This is a genomic window from Pseudomonadota bacterium (assembly GCA_039193195.1).
Classification (GTDB): domain Bacteria; phylum Pseudomonadota; class Gammaproteobacteria; order Steroidobacterales; family JBCBZW01; genus JBCBZW01.
In genome coordinates this window covers 345,740-368,706 of record JBCCWS010000002.1, presented here as the reverse complement: position 1 = coordinate 368,706, position 22,967 = coordinate 345,740, and the positions used below count along the sequence as shown (strand labels likewise).

Below are 22,967 nucleotides of genomic sequence, written 5' to 3'. Positions count from 1 at the left end.
AGATTTTGTGGACAACCCAGGCAAAGGCAGGCGACCGCTCGATGAAAGCTGAATAAATGCCATCCGAGGCCGGCCTTCATCGCCAGCGACCCCTGTTGCGAGTCGCGGTGCCTACGCCCCTGCGGCGCTACTTCGACTACCTCGCCCCATCCGACACCACGGTGCTGCCCGCTGCACCTGGCTATCGCGTAAGGGTTCCTTTCGGCCGGGGGCGAGACGGAGTGGTAGGGGTCGTCGTCGAGCATCCGTCGCAAACGGAGGTACCCGCTGCGCGCCTGAAGCCGGTGAGCGCAATCCTCGATGCGTCGCCGCTGCTGGACCACTCCTCCGTAGACCTGTTGCAATGGGCAGCGGATTACTACCATCACGCGCCCGGCGAGGTGTTCGCCGCCGCGCTCCCAGGGCCCTTGCGCCGGGGAGATCCAGCGCGCACACACCAACCAGGCTGGCGAATCACCGTCGCAGGCGCCACTCAGGACGTCGACGCACTAGGCCGTCGCGCCCCCCGGCAGGCGACTCTGTTGGCTTGGCTGCACGACTGCCCAGACCGGGCAGCGCCTCAGCAGGCCATCGATGACGCCCTGGCACCCGGATGGCGCGATGTGGCGCGACGGCTGCGCAGCCGCGGGTGGCTAGAGGCCATATCCATCGCGCCGGCGACGCCCGAGATGCCGGCTGCGCACACCCCACCCCCTGTACAGCTCAACGCCGAGCAGGCGAGCGCCGTGGAGCAGATCAGTGGCTGTCTTGGCGAGTTCCGCGCCTGGCTGCTGCACGGTGTGACCGGCAGTGGCAAGACCGAGGTCTACCTCCGCCTGATCCAGGAGATCCTGAACCAAGGTCGCCAGGCGCTGGTGCTCGTGCCGGAGATCGGCCTGACACCCCAACTCGTAGATCGCCTACGCGGACGCCTCGCGACACCGATCGCCGTGCTCCATTCGGGCCTGACCGACGGGGCTCGGGCGAGCGCCTGGCTCGGCGCACGGGAGGGTCAGGCAGGCGTTGTCCTGGGCACCCGATCAAGCGTCTTCACGCCCCTTGCCAATCCCGGCCTCATCGTGGTGGACGAGGAACACGATGCGTCCTTCAAGCAGCAAGACGGCTTTCGTTACCATGCCCGCGACCTCGCTGTCTTTCGAGCGCGCCAACTAGGGGTGCCAGTGGTCTTGGGCACGGCGACGCCGTCCTTCGAAACACTGCAAAACGTGCACCAGGGTCGCTACCAATCGGTGCGCCTCACGCAACGAGCGGGAGCCGGCGTGCCGCCGAGCGTGCGTCTGGTCGATCTACGCCGCGATGCGCCCGGTCCAGAAGCCGGCGGCCTCTCCAACACGTTGATCGCGCGCATGCGCAGCCACCTGGCCGAAGGCTCACAGGTGCTGCTGTTCCTAAACCGTCGCGGCTACGCCCCCTTGTGGATGTGCTTCGACTGCGGTTGGCAAGCCACCTGTGATCGATGCGACGCCAAACTCACGCTGCACCGTCGGCAGCAGCGCCTGATCTGCCACCACTGCGGCCATGAACGGCGCGTGCCTAACCACTGCCCAGACTGCAGTTCAAAGGACGGCCCTCGCCCCATCGGTACCGGGACGGAGCAGGTGGAGCAGGCCCTCGAGCGGGTCTTTCCCGGCGTGCCAGTGGCGCGCATCGATCGCGACAGCACGCGGCGCAAGGGGGAGCTGGAACAGCGCCTAGAGGCGATTCGGCGGGGCGAGACTCGCATCCTCATCGGAACACAGATGCTAACCAAGGGCCACGACTTCCCAGGCGTCACGTTAGTCGGGGTGCTCAACGCCGACGGCGGCCTCTACAGCAGCGACTTTCGCGCGCCCGAACGCCTTGCACAGCTTACGGTACAGGTGGCAGGTCGCGCCGGGCGCGCCCGCAGCGGCGGCGAGGTGCTGGTGCAGACAGCATTTCCCGACCACCCGCTGCTGGCCACCTTGCTACAGGAGGGCTACGACGGTTTCGCCCGCGACGCGGGTGAGGAGCGCGACGCGGCCGGGTGGCCCCCTTTTCAATCCCTGGCCCTGCTGCGAGCAGAAGCCGTCGAGGCAAGTCGCGCGATCCACTTCCTGCATGAGGTCGCGGCGCTCGCCCGTCCGCTACTGCGCCTCGATGCGAGCGTGACGTTTCTCGGCCCGGCCCCCGCAACGATGGAAAGGCGCGCCGGGCGCTACCGCGCGCAGCTGCTGCTGCGCGCACCCCAACGAGCCCCACTGCAAACGCTCCTCACCCGCCTACTCCCTCAGGTCGATGCGCTACCCGCCGCCAGGCGCGTACGCTGGTCCGTGGACGTGGACCCCGTAGACCTCGACTAGGCCGCGCGCTCGCGCCCTGCGAGCGATGCGCTTATCATCGATCTACACGTTGAATTAGCCCGCGCCGGTGCAAGCCGTCGACGAGCCGCACGCGGCTCTTCCGCCACCGACATATCACCTAGAACCACCCTCGGACCCCATGAAGGAACACCTGGCAGAACTGCTCGGCGCGTCGTTCGATACGCTCGCCGCAGACGGCACGCTCGATCGCGATGTCATCCCAAAGGTCATCGCCATCGAGACCACGCGTGACCCCAAGCACGGGGATTTCGCCTCCAATGCAGCCCTAGTCGTCGCCAAGGCGGCTTCCATGCAGCCCCGAGACCTGGCGCAGCGACTGATCGACCACCTGCCCGAGTCGGCGGCGGTCACCGCGGCGGAGATCGCCGGGCCTGGCTTCATCAACTTTCGCGTCAGCGACGATATGTTCCGACAGCTGCTGGCAGACATCCTGACCGAGGGCGAGCGCTACGCTTGCGCGGCACCGAACTCGTCGGGGCAAAGAGTCTTGCTCGAGTATGTCTCGGCAAACCCGACCGGCCCCCTGCACGTGGGACATGGGCGCCTGGCCGCCTACGGCGCCACCCTCGGCAATCTCCTGCAGACCCAGGGCCACGAGGTGCACCGCGAGTACTACGTGAATGACGCGGGACGGCAGATGCAGATCCTCGCCGCAAGCGTCTGGCTACGTTACCTCGAGCAGCGCGGCGAGGCCTTGCGCTTTCCGGCCAACGGCTACCAAGGCGACTACATCCTCACCATCGCGAGCGCCCTCGGTGAGGCGCACGGCGATGCCCTACGCCACCCGGCATCGGAGGTGCTCGGCGAGCTACCGCCGGACGAGGCGGATGGCGGTGACAAGGAGCGCTACATCGACGCGCTCATCGATCGCGCGCGCGCCCTGCTGGGCGCGGACACCTTCCAAGCCGTGCTGTCGCTGGCCCTAGATCACATCCTCGGCGACATCCGCGACGACTTAGGGAAGTTCGGCGTGCACTTTGACGAGTGGTTCTCCGAGAGGCGCCTGATGGAGGGGGAGCTCGTCGAACATGCGCTGGAGAAGCTCCAAGGCAGCGGCCAGGTGGTTGAGCGCGAGGGCGCACTCTGGTTCCGCGCTACGGCTTACGGCGACGATAAGGACCGCGTGGTTCGCCGCGACAACGGCGTCACCACCTACTTCGCCTCGGATATCGCCTATCACCTGAACAAGCGCGAACGGGGCTACGACCTGCTCCTCGACGTGCTCGGCGCAGACCACCACGGCTACGTCTCGCGGGTACGCGCCGGCCTCGAGGCAATGGGCGAGCCGCCCCAGTCGCTGGAGGTACAGCTGGTGCAGTTCGTGGCCCTCTATCGAGGCAAGGTCAAGCAGCAAATGTCCACACGCAGTGGGCAGTTCGTGACTCTGCGTGACCTACGGGATGAGGTAGGTGACGATGCCGCTCGGTTCTTCTACGTCAGCCGCGGCAACGATCAGCATCTCGATTTCGACCTCGATTTGGCGCGCGAGCGCTCCAATGAGAATCCCGTGTACTACCTGCAGTACGCGCACGCCCGTGTCTGCAGCATGGCACGCAAAGCCAGAGAAGCGGGCTACGCCTACACTGTGGAGGAGGGCTTGAAGCACACGCAGGCCCTGCAAGAGCCCGCCGAGCAGGCCATCATGCGCACGCTGGAGCGCTATCCCGAGACCCTCCGTTCGGCGGCGGAGAAACGCGCACCGCAACTGCTCGTGCACTACCTGCGCGAGCTTGCCAACGAATTCCACTCGTACTACAACGCGCACAAAGTGCTGGTGGAGGATGCCGCCGTGCGCAACGCACGTCTCACCTTGAGCCACGCGGCCCGCCAGGTGATCGCCAACGGGCTGCAGCTGCTCGGCGTGCAAGCGCCGCAGAGCATGTAGGCGCCGTGGCTCGCGATTACAAACCCCGCGGCACCAAGCAGCGCAAGGCCACTGCCGGGCGCAAGCGAGGCGGTGCCGGCGCCTCCAAGAAGGGTCGACGCGGGGGCAGTGGCAAAAGCGCGCACCGGCGCGACAGCGCACCGGGCTGGCAGTGGCTTTTAAGCGGACTCGGTGCCGGGTTGCTGGTCGCTGCCGGCGTATTCATCATCGATCGCCTGCCCGGTGGTGTCATCTACGAACGCGGTGGTCAGCCAGCACCAGCGCCAGCGGCGAGCAGCGCGGACGCCGGCGCAGAGCCTTCAAGCCCCGTCCCGAGATCCAATCCGACGCCGCCCGATAGGGACTCCCAGGCGCCGCGAGAGTACGCCTTCTACGATCTATTACCGCGCTTCGAGGTGGTGATCCCAGAGGCGCGCGAATCGGCCGTAGACACGCCGATCGAGGGTGCCACGGCAGTGCGCGAACCCGGCACCTACATCCTTCAGGCCGGCTCCTTTCGCCAACACGACGATGCTGACCGCATGCAAGCAACCCTCGCCCTACAGGGGATCGAGTCGCGCATCCAAATCGTGACGATCGACGATGTGTCCTACCACCGCGTGCGAGTCGGCCCAATTGCAGACCTCGTTCGCCTGGAGCAACTGCGCGACCAACTGCGCACGATCGACGTAGACCACCTGATCATCCGCGTAGCGAACGAAGAATGATACGAAGCCTATTAGGTGGCTTTGGGTGCTCCTTGGCAACGCTCGCCGCGCACGCCCTGACGGTAGCTGCCACGGGCGATATCATGCTGGGCACGGACTACCCGAAAAACACGCTCGACGATAGGGACGCCGCCGGCTACCTCGCTGCGGTCACGCCGAAACTGCGTACCGCCGACATCGCCTTCGGCAACTACGAGGGTGCCCTGCTGGACGGCGGCAAAGCGGAGAAACTCTGCAGCGGGCGTTGCTACTTCTTCCGCTCCCCCACACGCTACGCGCAGCTACTCGCCGATGCGGGCTACGATCTGATCAGTCTCGCCAACAACCACGCTCGAGACTTCGGTGACGACGGCCTCGCAAGCAGCCAAGCGAGCCTCGATGCGGTCTCGATCGGCCATTCCGGCCCGATCGACTCCTTCGCCATCATCGAGCGCGCAAGCCAGCGTGTCGGCATGATCGCCTACGCCCCGAACCACGAGCTCAATCCGATCCTCGATATCGCGCTGGCGCGGGAGCAGGTCAGCGCCCTGGCCGGTGAGGTGGATATCCTGATCGTGTCCTTTCATGGCGGTGGAGAGGGTCAGGACGCGCTACACGTCGCGCAGGGCATGGAAGAGTATCTGGGCGAGGAACGCGGCGATCTGCGAGCCTTCTCTCGCGCGGTCATCGATGCGGGCGCGGACCTGGTGTTGGGGCATGGCCCGCATGTTCCGCGCGGGTTGGAGCTGTATCGCGAACGACTCATCGCCTATAGCCTAGGCAACTTTGCCACCTACTACGGGATCAGCGTGAGTGGACTCAAGGGCGTAGCCCCCTTGCTGTGGGTGGAACTCGACGATGAAGGGCGCTTCGTCGCAGGCCGTATCCACTCCTACCGCCAGACCCGCCCGATCGGCCCACAGCCAGACCGCACACAAACCGCAGCCACGCTGATGCGGCGCCTGTCGACAGAGGACTTCCCGCAAAGCCCCCTACGGTGGCTAGGGGATGGGCGCATAGGGCCCTAGATCATCTAGCCATAGCTCGACCAACCGGCTCCAACGCACGCTCACTGTCTGAGGCGTGTGATCCCGTTCGCAAATCGCTCTCCTACCCTCCCAGGCGCTTTGCGGGCTGTGAAACGGGTATTGCGGCGCGCCTCGGCCCCCGTGGTGAACTGCGCCTCGCCGGTGCTGCGTCCGGCGCGGAGAACTTAGAAGACGTAACTCGATGAATGGGCGTGTGACAACACGAGCAAACTGCCTGCGGTCCGCTCGCACTGCGACGGCACTGTGGGTAACGCTCGGCCTGCTAGCGATGGGCCTCGGCGGCGCAGTGGCGGCGAAAGAGTATCCCCAAGCCACCGATATCCCGATCCGCTTCAAACACCTAACCATGGCTGATGGCCTGTCCATGAACCAGGTATACGCCACCTATCAGGACCAGACCGGCTACCTCTGGATCGCCACCGAGTATGGCTTGAACCGTTACGACGGCTATCGCTTCCGCACCTATCTGCGCGATCGTGAGGACGCAGGCTCCCTACAGGATCACTTCCTGCTCGATGTCACCGGCGATGACGCGGGCGACATATGGGTGGCGACGCGCAGCGGCGGCATAGCCCGTCTCAACCAGGACTCAGGCAAGTGGACCAGCGTCACCGCCGATGATGGCCTGCGCACGAACGACGTGCGCGCCCTGGAAGTAGCAGGAGACGGCACGGTGCTGGTGGGCCACAAGGGTGGTGGACTTGATCAGTACGAACCGCGCACCGGCAAGGTCATCCACCACTTCGACAACTTCGACGGCGACGCGGCGCAAGTCGACGACGACTTCGTCCACGCCATCCTCCCAGACCTCGACAACTCCGCCTGGGTAGGCACGGACAATGGCCTATATCGCGTTGATCTAGACTCCGGACGCATCGGGCGCGTTCCCCTCGCAAGCGCTCTTGAAACGGCCTTTGGCAAGAAGTCCTCTGTCACCACGATTCGTGTCCGCGCGATCATGCGCGACCGTCAGGGGCAGCTCTGGGTAGGCACGCGCGGAGCGGGCCTATTCGTGGTCGGCCGCGACGGCAAGGTAGCGGAGCACTTCTACGCCGCCGGCAAGACCCACGGTGGTCGTGGCAACCTGTCGCACAACTGGGTCGCCGCACTGCTACAGGATCGCGCTGGTCGAATTTGGGTCGCCACCAAAGGCGGCTTGAACCTCTATCGCCCGGCCCGAGCGTCATTCTCGAGCTACGTGCCCGACAGCGCAGATCCCACGAGCTTGTCGAACATCCGCCTACAGTCGCTGATGGAAGACCACACGGGACTGCTCTGGGTTGGGACGAAAACTAACGGCCTCAGCTACTTCAACCCCCGCTCGTGGGCTTTCGGTCACTATCAACCAGCCGCCAATGATCAGCGCAACTCGCGCGTTGTGACCTCCTTCGCCGAAGTCGGCGGCGATCTGTGGATGGGCACCTTTGGCGATGGTATCCATAAGCTAACCCGCGACATGGAAGGTGGCTATATCCGCCGCGACGAGGCCCTCGACCTTGACCTCGGCGACAGCTCCGTCATGACCCTCAGCAGCTCAGCTGACGGCAGCGTGTGGGTGGGTCTGATGCGCGGGGGCGTCAGCCGCGTGCAGCCGGGAACCGGTCAAGTGCAACGCTGGGTTCACGATCCGAAGAACCCTCAATCGATCAGTAGCAATGCCATCATGAGCGTCTTCGAGGACAGCCGCGGCGTGCTCTGGGCGGGCACCTTCGGCGAGGGCGTAAACCGCATCGGCCGCGACGGCAAGCTGCGTCGAATCACAACCGCAGAAGGCCTCTCGGACAACGTCGCGCAGGTCATTCGCGAGGACGGTGCCGGGCGCATTTGGGTGGGAACGGACAGCGGCGGCCTCAATATGCTGAACGCCAACGGCGATGTCCTCGGCGTCCTGCGCAGCAACCCCAATGCCGCCGACTCTCTTGCGAGTGATTCGATCTACACGATCTACGCAGACGGCGACGTGCTGTGGGTGGGGGGACGCAGCGGCCTGGATCGCGTGTCCGTGCGTGGCAAAGATCCCTCGACGTTCACCTATCGCAACTACGACAAGGACGATGGTCTGTCAAACAGCACCGTCTACGGTGTCCTGCGCGATCGCAGTGGCCAACTATGGCTAAGCACCAACTACGGCCTGAACCGCTTCAACCCCGAGACAGGTGCCGTGCGCAGCTTCCACCTCGAGCACGGCCTTCAGGGCGAGGACTTCAACCAAACCGCGTATCTACGCTTGCGCGACGGCACCCTAGTCTTCGGCGGTAACAACGGCTTCAACGCCTTCTTGCCCGAGCGGCTGCAGCTCAATCAGGTGCCGCCACGGACCGTGTTCACCAGCATCAGCAAGCTGAACATACCCATCGACACGCCGCCGAGTGCCCTGGAAAATCTCAGCCTCGGTTACCGCGATGACGTGCTAACGATTGAGTTCGCTGGCCTCGACTTCGCCGCCCCTGATCGCAACCAATACGCCTACCGCCTAGATGGCTTCGATGCCGATTGGGTGTCCAAGGGTGCCGTGCGCCGCGCCACTTACACGAACCTGGACAAGGGCCGATACGTCTTCCAAGTCCGCGCTCGAAACGCGGATGGCTTCTGGAGCGAGGATCCCCTGGAGCTGCCTATCGTCGTAGAGCCGGCACCCTGGGAGACCTGGTGGGCTTACCTCGCGTACGCCCTAGGGGCAGTCGGTGCCTTGTACCTACTGCTGCGCATCCAGCGTGAGAAGTTGAAGCGCGAGGAGCAGTACCGCATCCGCCTAGAGCACGAGGTGGACGAGCGAACGCACGAACTCGCTGAGCGTGCAGAAGAGCTGCGCTCGCTGAACGAGAAGCTCAAGGAGTCCTCGTTCACCGATCCGCTAACCGGCTTGAACAACCGCCGCTTCCTGTTCGACGGGATCTCAGGCGAGATCAAGTCCGTCGGGCGACAGTACGAGACCCAGCACGATCCGGAGCAGCCGGAGGGGTTGGTGTTCGTGATGATCGACCTCGATCACTTCAAGCCCGTCAACGACTCCTACGGCCACGCCGCTGGCGACAGCCTGCTCCTGCAGATAACGCAGGTACTCAAGGACACGGTGCGCGACGGGGATTGGATCATCCGTTGGGGCGGCGATGAATTCCTCGTCGTTGGCAAGCTGTTGCCGGGAGACCCGGTGCAACAGCTGCCTCAGCGTATCTCGAGCGCCGTCGCCAACTCCCTGTTCCCAGTCGGCAACGGGCGCGTCGCGCGCACCTCTACTTCGATCGGCTACGCGCGCTACCCGTTCGTGCAGGGCGCCCCAGGCCATTTATCCTGGGAGCAGGTGCTCAACGTCGCCGACCACGCGATGTACCAGGCGAAGGAACAGCGCAACACGCACGTGGGCTTCGAGGCCACCGACGCGACCCTAGAGTGCGAGGATCTGCTCGCCGCCATGAGCCGCGACCCCCTAGCCCTCGTGGAGCAGGGGATACTGAACGTGCTGCGCCCGCCTCCACCCGCCGAGACGAGCGATCAGCAGTCCGCCTAACCCTCGTCCGGGCTCTGGCGTAGATCGACTTCCAGGGACTTCAGCTTGCGGTACAGGTGCGTGCGCTCCATGCCCACACGCTTGGCCAGCAGCTGCACCTTACCGCCACACAGCTGCAGCTGTTGCTGTAGGTAGGCGCGCTCGAATTGCTCGCGCGCCTCGCGCAGTGGCAAGGCCAGCAAATCCTGCTTGACCAGCGGTTCGTTCTCGGGCCCATCCGTGGCCAGCTGCGCTTCCACCTCGTCCAAGGAGATAGTCTCTTCACCTCCAAGAATCAATAGGCGCTTGACGAGATTGTGAAGCTCCTGGATGTTACCCGGCCAGGGGTAGTTCCGCAGTCGATTCTGGGCTGCAACATTGAAGCGCCGGAAGGGTAAGCTCTCATGCTCCACAAGGAAATCCACGTGGTGACGCAGCAGCTCTGGCACGTCTTCCGCATAGTCGCGCAGGGGCGGCACGTGCACAGGCACCACGTTGAGGTGTGCTAACAGATCCGATCGGACACGATCGCGCTGCCGCTCGAACCCCTTGCCGATCGAGGTAACGATGCGCGCAGTGACGGCAACCGTGTCACGCGTGCCTAGGCGCTCGAAGCCACCGCGCTCCAACACCCCAAGCAAAAGGCGTTGCGCGGAGGGCGTGAGCTCCTGCAGCTCGTTGATAAATAAAACACCTTCGTTAGCTTGCTCGATTAAACCGGGTGCATCGCCTCCCCGGCCGAAGATCTGCTCCTCAGCGTTGCCATCGGTGATGGCACCGGCCGCCAGCTGTACGAAGGGCCCCTCGTTGCGCGCGCTGAGCGCATGGGCGTAACGCGCGAGCGATTCTCGACCGCTCCCCGGCTCCCCCACGATCATCAGCGGCGCATCGTGGCGAACGACTCGTTTGATCTGCTCGCGTAGCAAGGCCACGACTTGGCTCTTGCCCACCGGCCCGCTGGTGCGGTCGGGCATGATCGCGCGCGCGGGCTTACGCCGCGTGCGCCCGTCTTGCAAGGCGGCTTGCACCGTCGACAGCAAGCGATGCAGGGAGAGCGGTTTCTCCACGTAGTCGAACGCGCCGAGGCGCGTGGCTTCCACGGCGGTATCCACCGTGCCATGGCCAGACATCATCACTACAGGAAACTCGAGCAGACCTTCGTCGCGCCAAGCGCGCAGGAGACTGATGCCGTCCGTTTCCGGCATCCAGATATCCAGCAGCACAAGGTCGGGCGTGGCCTGATCGCGTGCGCTACGGGCCATCGTCGCGTCCCCAGCGACATCGACCTCGTAGCCCTCCTCCTCGAGGATCTCCTGCAGTGTCTCCCTGATGTCCGCCTCGTCGTCCACTACTAGAACGCGGGCAGCACTCATTTTTGACCTCTCATCGCGGGCGAGCGCCGGTTTCGCCCCTGTTCTACGTATTGATGGCTCTCACAGCCGAACGTGCGCTCCCCGATTCCCCCAGGGTTGGCGCGCGATAATCCTCGGCTCCGGCAGCGAGGCGAGCAGCGGCGTAGGCGCGGGCATCGGCGTCGCGGGGCAGCACGATGCTGACCCAGGCGCCTTCTCCCGACGGCATGTCGCCAAGTTCGATCCCCCCACCATGTTCTTCCACTATCTTGCGCACGATCGCAAGCCCGAGCCCAGTTCCCTTCTCCTTGGTCGTCACGTAGGGCTCGAAAACATGAGCCACGCTCGGCAGCTGAAACCCATGACCGTTGTCCTCTACGCGAAATTTTACGAAGTCGTGACCGTCTTCTTGCTGCAGCGCGGTGCGGAGGCGAATACACCCATCTGTGCGCTCCGATAGGGCCTCGACCGCATTGGTGATCAGATTGTGCAGGATCTGACGCAGACGGTCGCCGTCGGCCTCCGCCAGCGGTAGGCCAGGGTCGGTCATCACCTCCACCCGGACCGGCAGCTCACGATCCCGGTAGAGCTCCACTACCTCGGCCACGATTCGATTCACGTCGACGAGGCTGAGATTCAGCTCGGGCGCGCGAGCGTAGTCGCGGAACGCATCCACCATTCCGCGCATCGCATCGACCTGCTGGATAATCGTGTGCGTGGCGCGATCGAGCACGGCCATCTCGTCACCACCGTCGTCAGCCTGCAGATAGCGACGGCGCACCCGCTCGGCGGAAAGCTTGATCGGCGTCAGCGGGTTCTTGATCTCATGCGCGAGACGCCGCGCCACCTCACCCCAGGCCGCATCGCGCTGCGCGCGCATCAGGCGGGTCACCTCATCGAACACCCACACGGTGCCCTGGGCTTGGGGATCGTCGCCCGGTAGGGTCACGCTCGCACACATGAGGACGCGCGGCCCGCGCTCCCCGGTGAAAGCGATCTGCTCGCGCCAGGAGCGGCGCCCGGCGGAGAAGTGCTCTTGCGCCACTTGCAGCAAGCGCTCGAGGGCCACGGATGAGCCCGGCGGTGCCTTCAGGCGCTGCCCAGGCACGATCGTAATGCCGAGGATCGTCTCCGCTGCGGTGTTGGCCACTCGAACCCGTTGATCCGGCTCGAGGGCGATGACGCCGGTAGAGAGGCTCGCCAGGATGGTGCTGAGCTTACCGCGCTCGCTCTCCGCCGCTTGGCGCGAACGCTGGGCCAGGGCCTGGGCGTGGCCCAGGCGCTCGGTCATGTCGTTGAACGAGTTGACCAGAAAGCCTATGTCGTCACGCGTCGGCACAGGCAGCTTGCGCGAGAAGTCACCCTGGGCCACCGCCTGCGTTCCCGCTACGAGATCCTGAATCGGCGCCACCACCCGGCGCGCGGCGAAGATGGCGCCCCAAACCGCACTCAACGCCGACAGCAGCAGCACAAGGGTCAGGGTGAGGGCAAAGCTGAACTTCAGGGGTTGGCGCAGATAGTCGGAGCGCGCGTAGGCCGTGTAGGCCCCTTGCACCGTCTCTGCGAGTTCGGCGAAACGCTCGGGCACCGAGAACACCCCAACCAGCACGCGGTGTTCACCGGTCGTCGGGGCGTCCATATGCACGGCTGTGCGCACCAGCAGGCCGCCCGCGGCTTGCGGTTCCACCTCCACGAAAGCTTCACCCTCGCGCAGGGGCGGCAAGGATGGTGCGCTAAGGGGCACAGTCTGCTCCGCTAGATTGGGCAAGGCCGCGCTCAAAGCGAGAATGCGCCCGGAGGAACCGAGCACTGTGAGTTCCTGCGCGCCGAAACGCTCGCGCAGGCGATCCAGCTCGCCGTAGAGCTCTACGTCCTCAAGTCCAGCCAGGGTCTCGGCCATGTCCAAGGTGGTGGCCCGGAACTCGTCCTTTCGCGCATCCAGGGCCAAGCGTGCGAGCGCCAAAGCCTTACTGAGCCCCTGACCAACATCGTCGTCGAACCAGCTATCGATGCCCCGGGTGATGAACTGCAGAGAGAAGGCGAAGACGATGAGCACCGGCAGCAGAGATAGCACGGCGAAGATCGACACCATGCGCACCTTCAGGCGCGAGCCCGCCTCGCCACGGGCGTACTCGCGCGCCAATCGCACCAGCGCAAATAGAATGAGCAGGCACATGACGGCCACGCCCATCGCCGTACTGGCCAAGATTACGAGCTGGGTCTGTCCGAACTGGCCGCGGTTTTGGGTGCTTTCGGCAAGCAGGGCGAGGGAGCCGAGGAGCATAGCGACGCCGAACACCGCGCCGAGGGTCGTAAGGAGTCGTCTTAGTCTGCGGACGTTAGTCGCCATATGAACCAATTACTCGCCAGCCGCCAATCGTCGAACAGCGAGGCGAGGGTGCTGATCGGCACGGGCAGGCGTTGCCGATCGAGCACGGCGCGGATACGCATTTCGTACGCGGATCCGTCGCGCAGTAACCCGTCGTCGATCACCGGCAGATCGCGCAGATCGCCGAGTTCTTCGCGGGCGTCCTCCAGCGTGGCGAAGGAGCCCTGCTCCCCGCTGTTCACATTGCGAACCACGTAGCGGTCGCTAAGCGCATGGTAGGACAAGGTGTAGCGCTGGCGCAGGCTAGCCACGGTGCGATCGGGCAGGAAGCGTCGATTCCGCTCCACCTCAATCTGAATCACCAGGTCTAGGGTCACGCCGCTGCGCAGGGCGTCTTCAGCGCCGTCCGGTAGGTCGTAGTGGATCTGGGCGTTGAGAAAAACGACCCCGTCTCGCAAGGACGTGTAGGCCGAGCGCACCTCGAAGTTGCCAGCAGCCTCGGCGGTGCTGGCAACGCCGAGCAGGCCGAAGAGCAGCCACCCGAGAAGTCCGACCACCGCCCAACCGTAGCGCACACGCGACGGCCCGTGCGTCGATTGCGACGCCGCGGACTCAAGGCCGAGAGTGGTAGCGATTGCGTAAGCAGTGGTCATCGAACGCGATTCAGCTCAGGGTTTCAACAGCGAAGCATAATAGAAGCCGTCCATGTCGTCCTCTCCAGACATGATTTGACACCCGTAGGCTGTTTTTCGCGCCCCATAGAGGGTCAGACGCTCCACCTCAACATCGCTCATTTCCCTCAAGAAATCGCTGACCACCGCATCGTTTTCGCACTTCAGCACCGAACAGGTGATGTAAAGCAAGCGCCCGCCAGGGGCGAGCAAGGGCCACAGTTTGCGCAACAGCAAGGCCTGCATGTTCGCCAGCTGCGCAAGGTCGTCGTGACGACGCAACAACTTTATGTCCGGATGTCGCCGGATAACCCCGCTAGCCGAGCACGGCGCATCGAGCAAAATACGATCGAATGGACGGCCATCCCACCATGCCTGGGGGTCGCCAGCATCCGCCGCCAGACGGCGACTGCTTGCGCTCTGACACAACCTCAAGCGCGCCAACGTCTCGTCCACCTGCTCCAGCCTGTGAGCTGAGACATCGATGCTCAGCAATTCGACATCCGGCACGGTCTCCAGCAGGTGAGCGCTCTTGCCCCCGGGCGCCGCGCAGGCGTCGAGGACGCGCGCCCCAGGCGCCGCTTGCAGCGCGGGCGCGGCATACTGCGCAGCGGCGTCTTGCACCGACACCTCGCCCTCATCGAAGCCCGGCAGAGCGTGCACATCCACTGCCGACTCGAGGCATAACGCGTGGCTCAGGGTGGGGTGCACACGCGCCTTCAACCCCGCTCGCGCCAACCACTGCTCGCGGGTCGTTCGCCGGGCATTGACCCTCAGCCACATGGGCGCCTGCGTGCGCGACGCCAGGGCCAAAGCTGGCCAGTCCTCTGGCCAATCCTCACGCCAGCGCGCTAACCACCACTGCGCCAGCGCGTGGTGAGCGGGTGGATGTGCCGACACGGCGGCGTCTAGCGCGGCGCGTTCCCGGTCGTAGCGGCGCAGCACGGCGTTGACGAGTCCGGCAGGGCCCTTGCCAAGCTCAGCACGCGCGGCCGCGACCGTCTCCCCCACCGCGGCATGGGCGGGCACCGCCAGGTGCTCCAGCTGACACAATCCGACGCACAGGAGCGCCTCGAGCAGATCAGCGTCCTCGCGCAGGGGTTTGCCCAACAGTTTCGTCAACAGGAAGCGGTAGCGCTCCCAGTAGCGTATGGTGCTGAAGACTAAGGTTCGATAGAAAGCGCGATCGCGCGGAGCCTCGATGGCGGTCGCATACTCGGGAAGCAGGCGGCTTAGGGAGCGCCCGTCGCGGGACACACCCGTCACCGCTCGCGCCGCCAGCAGTCGCACGTGTGCAGCAGGTCCCAGCGTGGCCCCACCCTTAACGGGCCCACGCGTTCCGGTCTTGCGACGGCGCCGACTGGATCCCTTAGGTGGCTCGGGCGCGCTCACTTCAGGCGTCGGTGAAGCAGCGGCGTCGCATTGATGAACTCAGCGGCCGAGACGGGCTTTCGGCCCGGCGCCTGGAGCCTGGTGATCCTCAGAAGGCCATCACCGGTCACCACGTCGATACCCTCTCGGCCTTGCCTGCTGACCGTGCCCGGCACCAGCGACGGGGCATGGCCAGGGGATGAGATCGCACTCGCGGCCCAGATCCGCAGGGGCCCCACCTCCTCGTCCAGACCGGTTTGACACACGGGCCAGGGCACAAAGGCGCGCACGCGGCGCTCGAGGACGAGCGCTGGCTCCCTCCAGTTGATCACGGCTTCCGCCTTGCTCAGTTTGTGCGCATAGGTGACGTTGTCAACATCTTGCGCTTTCGGCTCCAACGCGTACTCAGATCGCCTCAGCGCCTGCACAGTCTCGACCAACAAGGGTGCGCCGAGCGCCGCGAGGCGATCGTGCAGACTCGCCGCTGTGTCCGTCGCCTCGATCGGTGTTTCGCCCACTCGATATACAGGACCCGCATCGAGTTCCAAGACCACGCGCATGATGGCAACGCCCGTCTGTGAGTCGCCAGCTTCGATCGCCCGTTGAATTGGGGCAGCCCCGCGCCAGCGTGGCAGGAGTGAAGCGTGGACGTTGAGGGTCTCGCGCTTGGGCACGTCGAGCACCGCCTGGGTGAGCAGCTGGCCGTAAGCGACCACCACCAGCACATCGGGCTCCAACGCGACCAGGGTCGACAGGTCGTCGCGGATCCGCGACGGCTGGTACACGGGCAAATCGTGCGCCTGGGCGCACTGCTTGACGGGCGGAGCCTGCAGCTTCTTGCCACGCCCAACGCGGCGGTCAGGTTGGGTGTACACGCCCACCACGGGCAAACCGGCCGCCACCAGCGCCTCCAGCGTCGGCACGGCGAAGTCGGGCGTCCCGGCGAAGACGATGCGAGGCACAGTCATGGGGGTGTGGCGCCGACCAAGCTCACGCTTGCACAGTAGCTCAGGGCGATCACCGGGAAGATGCTAGCCCCTAACCAGCGCTCGCAGCAGCGACCTTGCGTGACTTCTCCAAGCGCTTTCGAATGCGCGAGCGCTTGAGCTCCGAGAGGTAGTCCACGAAGAGTTTGCCTTCCAGGTGATCCATCTCGTGCTGAATGCAGACCGCAAGCAGGCCCTCAGCCTCCATCTCGAAGGTCTCACCGTCGCGATCTAGGGCTCGCACGCGAATGCGCTCGGCGCGCTCGACCGTCTCGTAAGATCCGGGCACTGACAGGCACCCCTCCTCGCCGGTACGTACACCGTCGCGCTCGATGATCTGCGGATTGATGAGCGTCACTGGCTGAGAGTGATCCTCGGTGACGTCGGCAACCAGCAGCCGCTTGTGGACATTCACCTGGGTGGCAGCGAGACCGATTCCCGGGGCCGCGTACATGGTCTCGAACATGTCGTCGATCAACCGACGGATGCCCTCGTCGACCTGCTCGATAGGCTGTGCTTTGGTTCGCAGCCGACTGTCGGGATATTCAAGTATCGTGAGGATTGCCATAATCGTGCCTGGATTGGACGTAATCGAACGGCGGCGGGTAGCTCTTGCACCGCTATCATCCTACCGCTTCGCTATGCGGAGGGTGGGTACGCCGACGCCAGCGTTCAAGAGTGTGCCGCCTGCAGGGATAGGCTGCCGCTGACTGGGTACATTGTATCAGTCGATCGGATCGTGACCGCAGCCCGAAGGGCCGCGCAGTAGGAGCTACGTATTAAGATGCGCCTGGTGTTGATCGCCGCCTCCGCGGCCGCCCTCGCTATCACCTCAGCATGCGGCACCTTCGGCGGTTCGTCCGGAGAGCCGGAAGAAGCGGCGCCGGTGGCACGCACCTACACGCCGCCGCCTGCCCCCCCGCGTAACCAACCGGCCCCGCCACCGGTGCGCCAGGCGACTAGCGGTGGCGGCGGTAGCCGTATTCCGCTCGCAGACGATGCACCGGATACCTACGTGGTGGTGCGCGGCGACACCCTGTGGGACATCTCCGAGAAATTTCTGGCAGAACCCTGGCGCTGGCCAGAGATTTGGTACGTCAACGAGCAAATCGAGAACCCGCACCTTATCTTTCCGGGTGATCGCCTGACGCTGATCTACGTCGACGGTGTGCCGCAGCTGCGCCTCGACCGCGGGGCACTTGCGCAATCGACGCTGAAATTGTCCCCCCAGATACGCCGTTCGTCGCTTGATGATGCGATCACGACCATCCCGTATGAAGTCATAGCCCCGTTCCTCACCCGACCGACGGTCCTCACCAAGAGTCAGATCAATCGAGCGCCCTACCTGCTGCAGCTCCAGGGCGAGCACCTGATCGGCGGCCAGGGGCTGCGTGCGTACGTCCGCGGAAAGGGCCTTTCCCGGGGAGCGACCTTCTCGCTCATGCACGTTGGGGACCGATACGTTGACCCAGACACGGGACGCACGCTCGGTCGCGAAGCCCTCTACGTCGGCCAAGCGCAAGTAGAGCGCGAGGGGGATCCGGCCACCGTGCTACTCACGGAAAGCACCCGCGAGGCGCTTGCCGGTGACATTTTGCTGCCCCTCGATACGGATATACCCCTGTACTTCTATCCGACGGTGCCCAACGAGCGCATCCAGGGGAGCATCGTAGATGTGGTCGACGGTGTATCGCTCATCGGTCAATACCAGGTGGTAGTGCTTAATCGCGGCGGCGATGATGGCTTGCAGCAGGGACACGTGCTCGAGGTCTTCCAGCGCGGCGAGAAGGTGCGCGATCGCTTCCGTGGCGGCCCCTTCAACAGCGTTCGCCTGCCTCAGGAGTACGCCGGGCGCGTCCTCGTGTTCCGGGTGTTGGACGAGATCAGCTACGCGCTGGTCATGAGCGCCACGAGCGAGATGCGCGTAGCAGATATCGTGCGTACGCCGGGCGAAGCCAGCGACGAGGAACTGCGCGAAGAGCGGCGGATGGCTCGCCGCAAGAAATCAGCCCGCTAGGGCATCGCCTCGAGAATCCGGCGAAGGCGCCTAGTAATGAGCGCCTCAGCTTTGAGGCTACGTGCTCCACACTGGGGAGCATGGACGCGAACGATCTTTCCGCGCGTGCGAGTGACCACATCACCGCTTGGCTGTTGCTGGCGGCAACACCGGGTATCACCCGCCGCTTGCCCGCCATTCGCCGTGAGCTCGACGATCCTCTCAGCCTGTGGACCCAACCGCGCAGCGTCTGGCAGGCCCTCGGGTTAGGCGCGAAGGCCTGCCGCTGGCTGGCGCGACCCGACCGCGCGTGCGCGGACAGCACCCTGCGCTGGCTCCGAGCAAACCCAGAGAAGCGCCGCGTACTGACCTGCATAGATGACGCCTACCCGCAGCTGCTGCTCGCCACCGCCGATCCGCCCCTCCTCCTCTTGAGCGAAGGCCCCAGCAGCGGCCTTGCTGAGCCCATGCTGGCCATGGTGGGTTCGCGCCAGGCATCGCCTCCCGGCGTGGAGCTCGCCAACAGCTTTGCGCACACACTAGCCGGGGCGGGGTTTACGATTATCAGCGGGCTTGCGCACGGCATCGACGGAGCCAGCCACCGCGGGGCACTGAGTGCAGGCGGCCGCACGGTGGCGGTACTCGCCACCGGCCCCGACCGCGTCTATCCGCCAGATCATCATGCGCTGTCTCAGGCGATCGCGAACCGAGGCCAGCTCCTGAGCGAATTCACTCCGGGCACTCCAGCCCTGCGGCACCACTTCCCGCAGCGCAACCGCATCATCGCCGGCGCGGCCGTGGGCACCCTCGTCGTTGAGGCCGCCGAACGGTCCGGCAGTCTGATCACCGCCCGCCTCGCCAACGAAGCGGGCCGCGAGGTGTTTGCGATCCCTGGATCGGTGCGTTGCCCGACCACTCGCGGCTGCCATCTTCTGCTTCGCGACGGGGCGGTCTTGGTGGAACGACCCGACGACGTGGTACACGCGCTACCAGCGCTCCTCGGGGCCCTATGTCCCGCGCCAGAACGCGCCGCAACAAGCGGCTCCTCAGGGCCAGAACTCGCTGACACGTTACCGCCACAAAGTGGAAAGGTTATCGACAACTTAGGCCACGATCCCGCCACCATCGAGCAGATCGCCGCCCGCAGCGGATTGACGACGGAGACCCTTTGCTCCATCCTGCCGGCATTAGAAGTCCGAGGCTTCGCCTGCCGCTTTGCGGACGGCCGTTACGCCCTGCTCTCTCGCCAGGAATAAGGTCGCGATGAAGGAAGACGTTCTCGACGTCCTGATGTATTTGTTCGAGGCCTATCTCGACGCTGATCCACAGCCCGAGCCAGACCGCGACGCACTGCGCGGAGAGCTGGAGAAAGCCGGCTTTGGCCGCCTAGAGATCGACCATGCCCTAGAGTGGTTGGATGGTCTCAGCGAAGAGACCGCCGATGACGGGGCGCACCCCGTCACTGATCGCGCCATTCGCGTTTTCAGCGACGAGGAATGCGAGCGTCTGGACGTTCAATGCCGCGGCTACTTACTCTACCTTGAGCACGTGGGCATTCTCTCCGCCGCCCAACGCGAACTCACGATTGACCGCATTATGGCCCTCGGTAGCGAGGTCGATGTGGAGCAAATCAAGTGGGTTGTGCTGCTCGTCCTCTTCACCCAGCCGGGCCAGGAAGTGGCCTATGCGCGGATGGAGGACTTGATTTTCGAAGAGGGAACGGCAATCGTCCATTGAGGAAGGCTGCTCGCCCCAAAGCATCGACCCTGAACCGCGGCACCTGCCGCGGTTTGCGTTTTAGTGGTCGGTAAACCCCTTTCATTCGAGAGCTGAATCGAAGCGATGCCAAAGCACCTGGTCGTCGTCGAGTCCCCGGCGAAAGCCAAGACCCTGAAGAAATTTCTGGGCAAGGACTACGACGTACTCGCCTCCTACGGTCACGTCCGTGACCTCGTGCCCAAGGAAGGTGCCGTCGATCCGGCGAATGACTTCGCTATGCGCTACGAGGTAATCGAGCGCAACCAGAAGCACGTGGACGCAATCGCACGTGCCCTGAAGAAGGCTGACGCCCTGTACCTCGCCACTGACCCGGACCGCGAAGGGGAAGCCATCTCCTGGCACCTTGCGGAACTGCTGGGCGAACGTGGCCTACTGGAAGACCGCGACGTCCAGCGCGTAGTTTTCCACGAGATCACCGAGCGCGCGATCCAAGACGCGGTGGCCAATCCCAAGGGTCTCTCCCTCGAGCTGGTAGACGCCTACAAGGCACGGCGCGCCCTGGACTACCTGGTCGGCTTCAACCTCTCGCCCCTGCTCTGGCGCAAGATTCGCGGCGGCTTGTCCGCCGGGCGCGTGCAGAGCCCGGCGCTGCGCATGATCGTAGAGCGCGAGCTCGAGATCGAGAAGTTCGTTTCGCGCGAGTACTGGTCGATCGAGTCGCGCCTCGACAAAAACTCAACCAATTTCATCGCCCGCCTAACGGAATTCAACGGTACTAAGGTGGAGCAGTTCACCTTCACCGATGCCGAAGGCACGATGAGGGCTGTAAAGGCGATTGAGGACGCCGCCGCCGGCGAAATGATGGTGGCCAACGTCACCAAGAAGCAGCGCCGCCGCAACCCCGCGCCGCCCTTCACAACCTCGACGATGCAGCAGGAGGCCTCGCGCAAGCTCGGCTTCGGCGCCCAGCGCACCATGCGCACGGCGCAAAAGCTGTACGAGGGCATCGACATCGGCCAGGGCTCTGTGGGTCTGATCACCTACATGCGTACGGACTCCGTCTCCCTCGCCCAGGAGGCGCTTACGGAGCTGCGCGAGGTGATCACCGGTCGCTACGGCGCCAGCGAGGTCCCCGAGTCGCCACGTGCCTTCAAGACGAAATCGAAGAATGCCCAGGAGGCGCACGAGGCCATTCGCCCAACCTCTTCGGCCAGAATTCCGGCAGACCTGCGCCAGTACCTAGACGACGATCAGTTCCGTCTCTACGAGCTGATCTGGAAGCGCACGGTGGCATGTCAGATGGAGCAGGCGCTCTACGACACGGTCAGCGTCGACCTCGCCGCCGGCCCGCACAAGCTTCGTGCCAGCGGCTCCACCCTGGTCAAACCCGGCTTCCTCGCCGTGTATCAGGAAGGCCAGGATGACATGGTGGAGGAGGGCGATCGCATCCTGCCGCCGCTCGAGAAGGGCGACGCGGTGAAGCTAATCGAGATGTTGCCGGAGCAACACTTCACCGAGCCACCGCCGCGCTACACGGAAGCCTCGCTAGTGAAGGCGCTGGAAGAGCACGGTATCGGCCGTCCCTCCACCTACGCGTCGATCATCTCCACTCTGGTCTCTCGCGAGTACGTGGAGCTGGAACGTCGCCGTTTCACGCCCACGGATGTGGGTCGGGTGGTCGCGCGATTCCTCACCGAGCACTTCGAGCGCTACGTGGATTACGACTTCACGGCACGGCTCGAAGACGAGCTCGACGATGTCTCCCGCGGCGAGCGCGACTGGGTGCCGCTCATGCACGCCTGGTGGAAGGCGTTCAAGGAGCAGGTGGACCAAGGCAAGGACATCGACCGCAGCCAGGCCATCCAAGCCCGCGAGATCGGCACGGATCCGAAGAGCGGTCGTCCCGTGAGCGTGCGCCTCGCCCGCTACGGACCAGTGGTGCAGATCGGCACCAAGGACGATGAGGAGAAGCCGAAGTTCGCCGGCCTGCGGCCGGGCCAGAAAATGGAGACGATCACCCTCGAGGAAGCACTCGAGCTGTTCAAGCTGCCGCGCAATCTAGGGGAGACTCCAGAGGGCGAGGCGGTCTCCACGAATATCGGGCGCTTCGGCCCCTACGTGAAGTACGGCAGCAAGTACGTCTCGATCAAGGAAGACGACGACCCCTACACGATCGAGCTTCCCCGGGCCCTCGAGCTCATCGCCCAGAAGAAGCACGAGGACGCGAACCGCACCATCGCCGACTTTGGTGTCGACAACATCAAGATCCTGCGTGGCCGCTACGGTCCCTACATCACCGACGGCAAGAAGAACGCCAAGGTGCCCAAGGACCGAGAGCCCGAGTCGCTGACGCTCGAGGAATGCCAGGAGCTCATCACGGCGGCTCCCGAACGCGGTAAGCGGCGCGGCGCCAGCAAGAAGACTAAGGCGGCGACCGCGGTGGCCGCCACCGCGGCGAATGACGACGACGCCGGTGGCCGTCAGCGCGAGGCCGCACGTCGCAAGACCACCACCACGCGCAAGAAGACGGCGACCAAGAAAAAGGCCGCTTCGAAGAAGAAGACGACCAGCAAGAAAAAGGCCGCGAGCAAGAAGAAGACCGCGGCGAAGAAAAAAACCGCCAAGTCGTCGAGCGACGGCGAGTGAAGGAGCCTTCGGGCGTGGCGCTCCAGGCGCTGCGCCCGTTCCACCTCGCCCTGCCCGTGCACGACCTAGCCGAGGCTCAGGCGTTCTACGGCGACCTCTTAGGTTGCTCCTGTGGCCGCACCGGCTTGCGGTGGATAGACTTCGACTTCTTTGGCCACCAGCTCACGGTGCACCTAACAGATACGCAAGTCGGCCCTGAGTCGACCAACCCCGTCGATGGCGAACAGGTACCGACGCGTCACTTTGGCGTAGTCCTCGCGATTCCCGCTTGGGATGCCCTCGCCGCGCGCCTGAGCGCCGCTCAAACGAGCTTCCTGATCGCTCCGACCACCCGCTTCGCCGGCACCGGTGCAGAGCAGCGAACGATGTTCTTTCGCGACCCCAGCGGCAACGCCCTGGAATTCAAAGCCTTCGCGGACGACAGGCAGATCTTCGCCACCGATTAAGC

16 protein-coding genes are annotated in these 22,967 nt (G+C 64.7%); 10 read left to right on the top strand and 6 right to left on the bottom strand.

The genetic code is table 11. The annotated features are described in order from the left end of the window. The first annotated feature begins 56 nt into the window (after positions 1-56). The 5 genes from AAGA68_03825 to AAGA68_03805 all read left to right on the top strand — a co-directional run bounded on the left by AAGA68_03825 (position 57) and on the right by AAGA68_03805 (position 9,470). Positions 57-2,321, top strand: coding sequence for a primosomal protein N' (locus AAGA68_03825; GenBank protein ID MEM9384164.1), 2,265 nt, complete (start codon positions 57-59; stop codon positions 2,319-2,321). A 139-nt stretch (positions 2,322-2,460) separates the two neighbouring features. Next, a complete protein-coding gene (gene argS / locus AAGA68_03820; GenBank protein ID MEM9384163.1) occupies positions 2,461-4,227 on the top strand; it encodes an arginine--tRNA ligase in 1,767 nt (588 codons plus the stop codon). Between the two features lie 5 nt (positions 4,228-4,232). After that, on the top strand, positions 4,233-4,934 hold the full coding sequence (locus tag AAGA68_03815; GenBank protein ID MEM9384162.1) for an SPOR domain-containing protein: 702 nt from the start codon (positions 4,233-4,235) through the stop codon (positions 4,932-4,934). Beyond that, the gene (locus tag AAGA68_03810) at positions 4,931-5,941 is read left to right on the top strand and encodes a CapA family protein (GenBank protein MEM9384161.1); all 1,011 of its coding nucleotides are present in this window, start codon (positions 4,931-4,933) and stop codon (positions 5,939-5,941) included. The genes AAGA68_03815 and AAGA68_03810 overlap by 4 nt, the downstream gene beginning before the upstream one ends. A gap of 214 nt (positions 5,942-6,155) precedes the next feature. Then, the gene (locus AAGA68_03805; protein ID MEM9384160.1) at positions 6,156-9,470 is read left to right on the top strand and encodes a two-component regulator propeller domain-containing protein; all 3,315 of its coding nucleotides are present in this window, start codon (positions 6,156-6,158) and stop codon (positions 9,468-9,470) included. Here AAGA68_03805 and AAGA68_03800 read toward each other — a convergent pair. The 6 genes from AAGA68_03800 to def form a co-directional block, all read right to left on the bottom strand. Continuing rightward, positions 9,467-10,822, bottom strand: a complete 1,356-nt coding sequence (locus AAGA68_03800) for a sigma-54 dependent transcriptional regulator (protein MEM9384159.1) — start codon at positions 10,820-10,822, stop codon at positions 9,467-9,469. The two genes, AAGA68_03805 and AAGA68_03800, sit on opposite strands and share 4 nt — an antisense overlap. A 43-nt stretch (positions 10,823-10,865) precedes the next feature. Further along, the gene (locus tag AAGA68_03795) at positions 10,866-13,151 is read right to left on the bottom strand and encodes an ATP-binding protein (GenBank protein ID MEM9384158.1); all 2,286 of its coding nucleotides are present in this window, start codon (positions 13,149-13,151) and stop codon (positions 10,866-10,868) included. Beyond that, a complete protein-coding gene (locus AAGA68_03790) occupies positions 13,127-13,783 on the bottom strand; it encodes a DUF4390 domain-containing protein (GenBank protein MEM9384157.1) in 657 nt (218 codons plus the stop codon). The genes AAGA68_03795 and AAGA68_03790 overlap by 25 nt, the downstream gene beginning before the upstream one ends. Before the next feature lie 15 nt (positions 13,784-13,798). Then, positions 13,799-15,091 (bottom strand): 16S rRNA (cytosine(967)-C(5))-methyltransferase RsmB, encoded by a 1,293-nt coding sequence (gene rsmB, locus AAGA68_03785; GenBank protein MEM9384156.1) that lies wholly within the window; start codon positions 15,089-15,091, stop codon positions 13,799-13,801. Positions 15,092-15,189: 98 nt separating this feature from the next. Beyond that, positions 15,190-16,140 (bottom strand): methionyl-tRNA formyltransferase, encoded by a 951-nt coding sequence (gene fmt, locus AAGA68_03780; protein MEM9384155.1) that lies wholly within the window; start codon positions 16,138-16,140, stop codon positions 15,190-15,192. Between the two features lie 70 nt (positions 16,141-16,210). Continuing rightward, the gene (gene def / locus AAGA68_03775) at positions 16,211-16,726 is read right to left on the bottom strand and encodes a peptide deformylase (GenBank protein ID MEM9384154.1); all 516 of its coding nucleotides are present in this window, start codon (positions 16,724-16,726) and stop codon (positions 16,211-16,213) included. A gap of 216 nt (positions 16,727-16,942) precedes the next feature. On the opposite strand from def, the gene AAGA68_03770 reads away from it, so the two are divergent. The 5 genes from AAGA68_03770 (at position 16,943) to AAGA68_03750 (ending at position 22,965) form a co-directional block, all read left to right on the top strand. Beyond that, positions 16,943-18,175, top strand: coding sequence for a LysM domain-containing protein (locus tag AAGA68_03770; GenBank protein ID MEM9384153.1), 1,233 nt, complete (start codon positions 16,943-16,945; stop codon positions 18,173-18,175). Between the two features lie 80 nt (positions 18,176-18,255). Then, a complete protein-coding gene (gene dprA / locus AAGA68_03765; protein ID MEM9384152.1) occupies positions 18,256-19,410 on the top strand; it encodes a DNA-processing protein DprA in 1,155 nt (384 codons plus the stop codon). Positions 19,411-19,417: 7 nt separating this feature from the next. After that, positions 19,418-19,891 (top strand): DUF494 domain-containing protein, encoded by a 474-nt coding sequence (locus tag AAGA68_03760; protein ID MEM9384151.1) that lies wholly within the window; start codon positions 19,418-19,420, stop codon positions 19,889-19,891. Between the two features lie 105 nt (positions 19,892-19,996). Beyond that, positions 19,997-22,519, top strand: coding sequence for a DNA topoisomerase I (locus AAGA68_03755; protein ID MEM9384150.1), 2,523 nt, complete (start codon positions 19,997-19,999; stop codon positions 22,517-22,519). Further along, positions 22,516-22,965, top strand: coding sequence for a VOC family protein (locus AAGA68_03750; protein MEM9384149.1), 450 nt, complete (start codon positions 22,516-22,518; stop codon positions 22,963-22,965). Before AAGA68_03755 ends, AAGA68_03750 begins: the two co-directional genes overlap by 4 nt. The last annotated feature ends 2 nt before the right edge of the window (positions 22,966-22,967 follow it).

Excerpts from the sequence above, each read along its gene's own strand:
- AAGA68_03795 (MEM9384158.1), bottom strand. The coding sequence starts at position 13,151 with ATGGCGACTAACGTCCGCAGACTAAGACGACTCCTTACGACCCTCGGC.
- AAGA68_03800 (MEM9384159.1), bottom strand. The coding sequence starts at position 10,822 with ATGAGTGCTGCCCGCGTTCTAGTAGTGGACGACGAGGCGGACATCAGG.
- AAGA68_03755 (MEM9384150.1), top strand. The coding sequence starts at position 19,997 with ATGCCAAAGCACCTGGTCGTCGTCGAGTCCCCGGCGAAAGCCAAGACC.
- def (MEM9384154.1), bottom strand. The coding sequence starts at position 16,726 with ATGGCAATCCTCACGATACTTGAATATCCCGACAGTCGGCTGCGAACC.
- AAGA68_03810 (MEM9384161.1), top strand. The coding sequence starts at position 4,931 with ATGATACGAAGCCTATTAGGTGGCTTTGGGTGCTCCTTGGCAACGCTC.
- argS (MEM9384163.1), top strand. The coding sequence starts at position 2,461 with ATGAAGGAACACCTGGCAGAACTGCTCGGCGCGTCGTTCGATACGCTC.
- AAGA68_03760 (MEM9384151.1), top strand. The coding sequence starts at position 19,418 with ATGAAGGAAGACGTTCTCGACGTCCTGATGTATTTGTTCGAGGCCTAT.
- dprA (MEM9384152.1), top strand. The coding sequence starts at position 18,256 with ATGGACGCGAACGATCTTTCCGCGCGTGCGAGTGACCACATCACCGCT.
- fmt (MEM9384155.1), bottom strand. The coding sequence starts at position 16,140 with ATGACTGTGCCTCGCATCGTCTTCGCCGGGACGCCCGACTTCGCCGTG.
- AAGA68_03770 (MEM9384153.1), top strand. The coding sequence starts at position 16,943 with ATGCGCCTGGTGTTGATCGCCGCCTCCGCGGCCGCCCTCGCTATCACC.
- AAGA68_03825 (MEM9384164.1), top strand. The coding sequence starts at position 57 with ATGCCATCCGAGGCCGGCCTTCATCGCCAGCGACCCCTGTTGCGAGTC.
- AAGA68_03790 (MEM9384157.1), bottom strand. The coding sequence starts at position 13,783 with ATGACCACTGCTTACGCAATCGCTACCACTCTCGGCCTTGAGTCCGCG.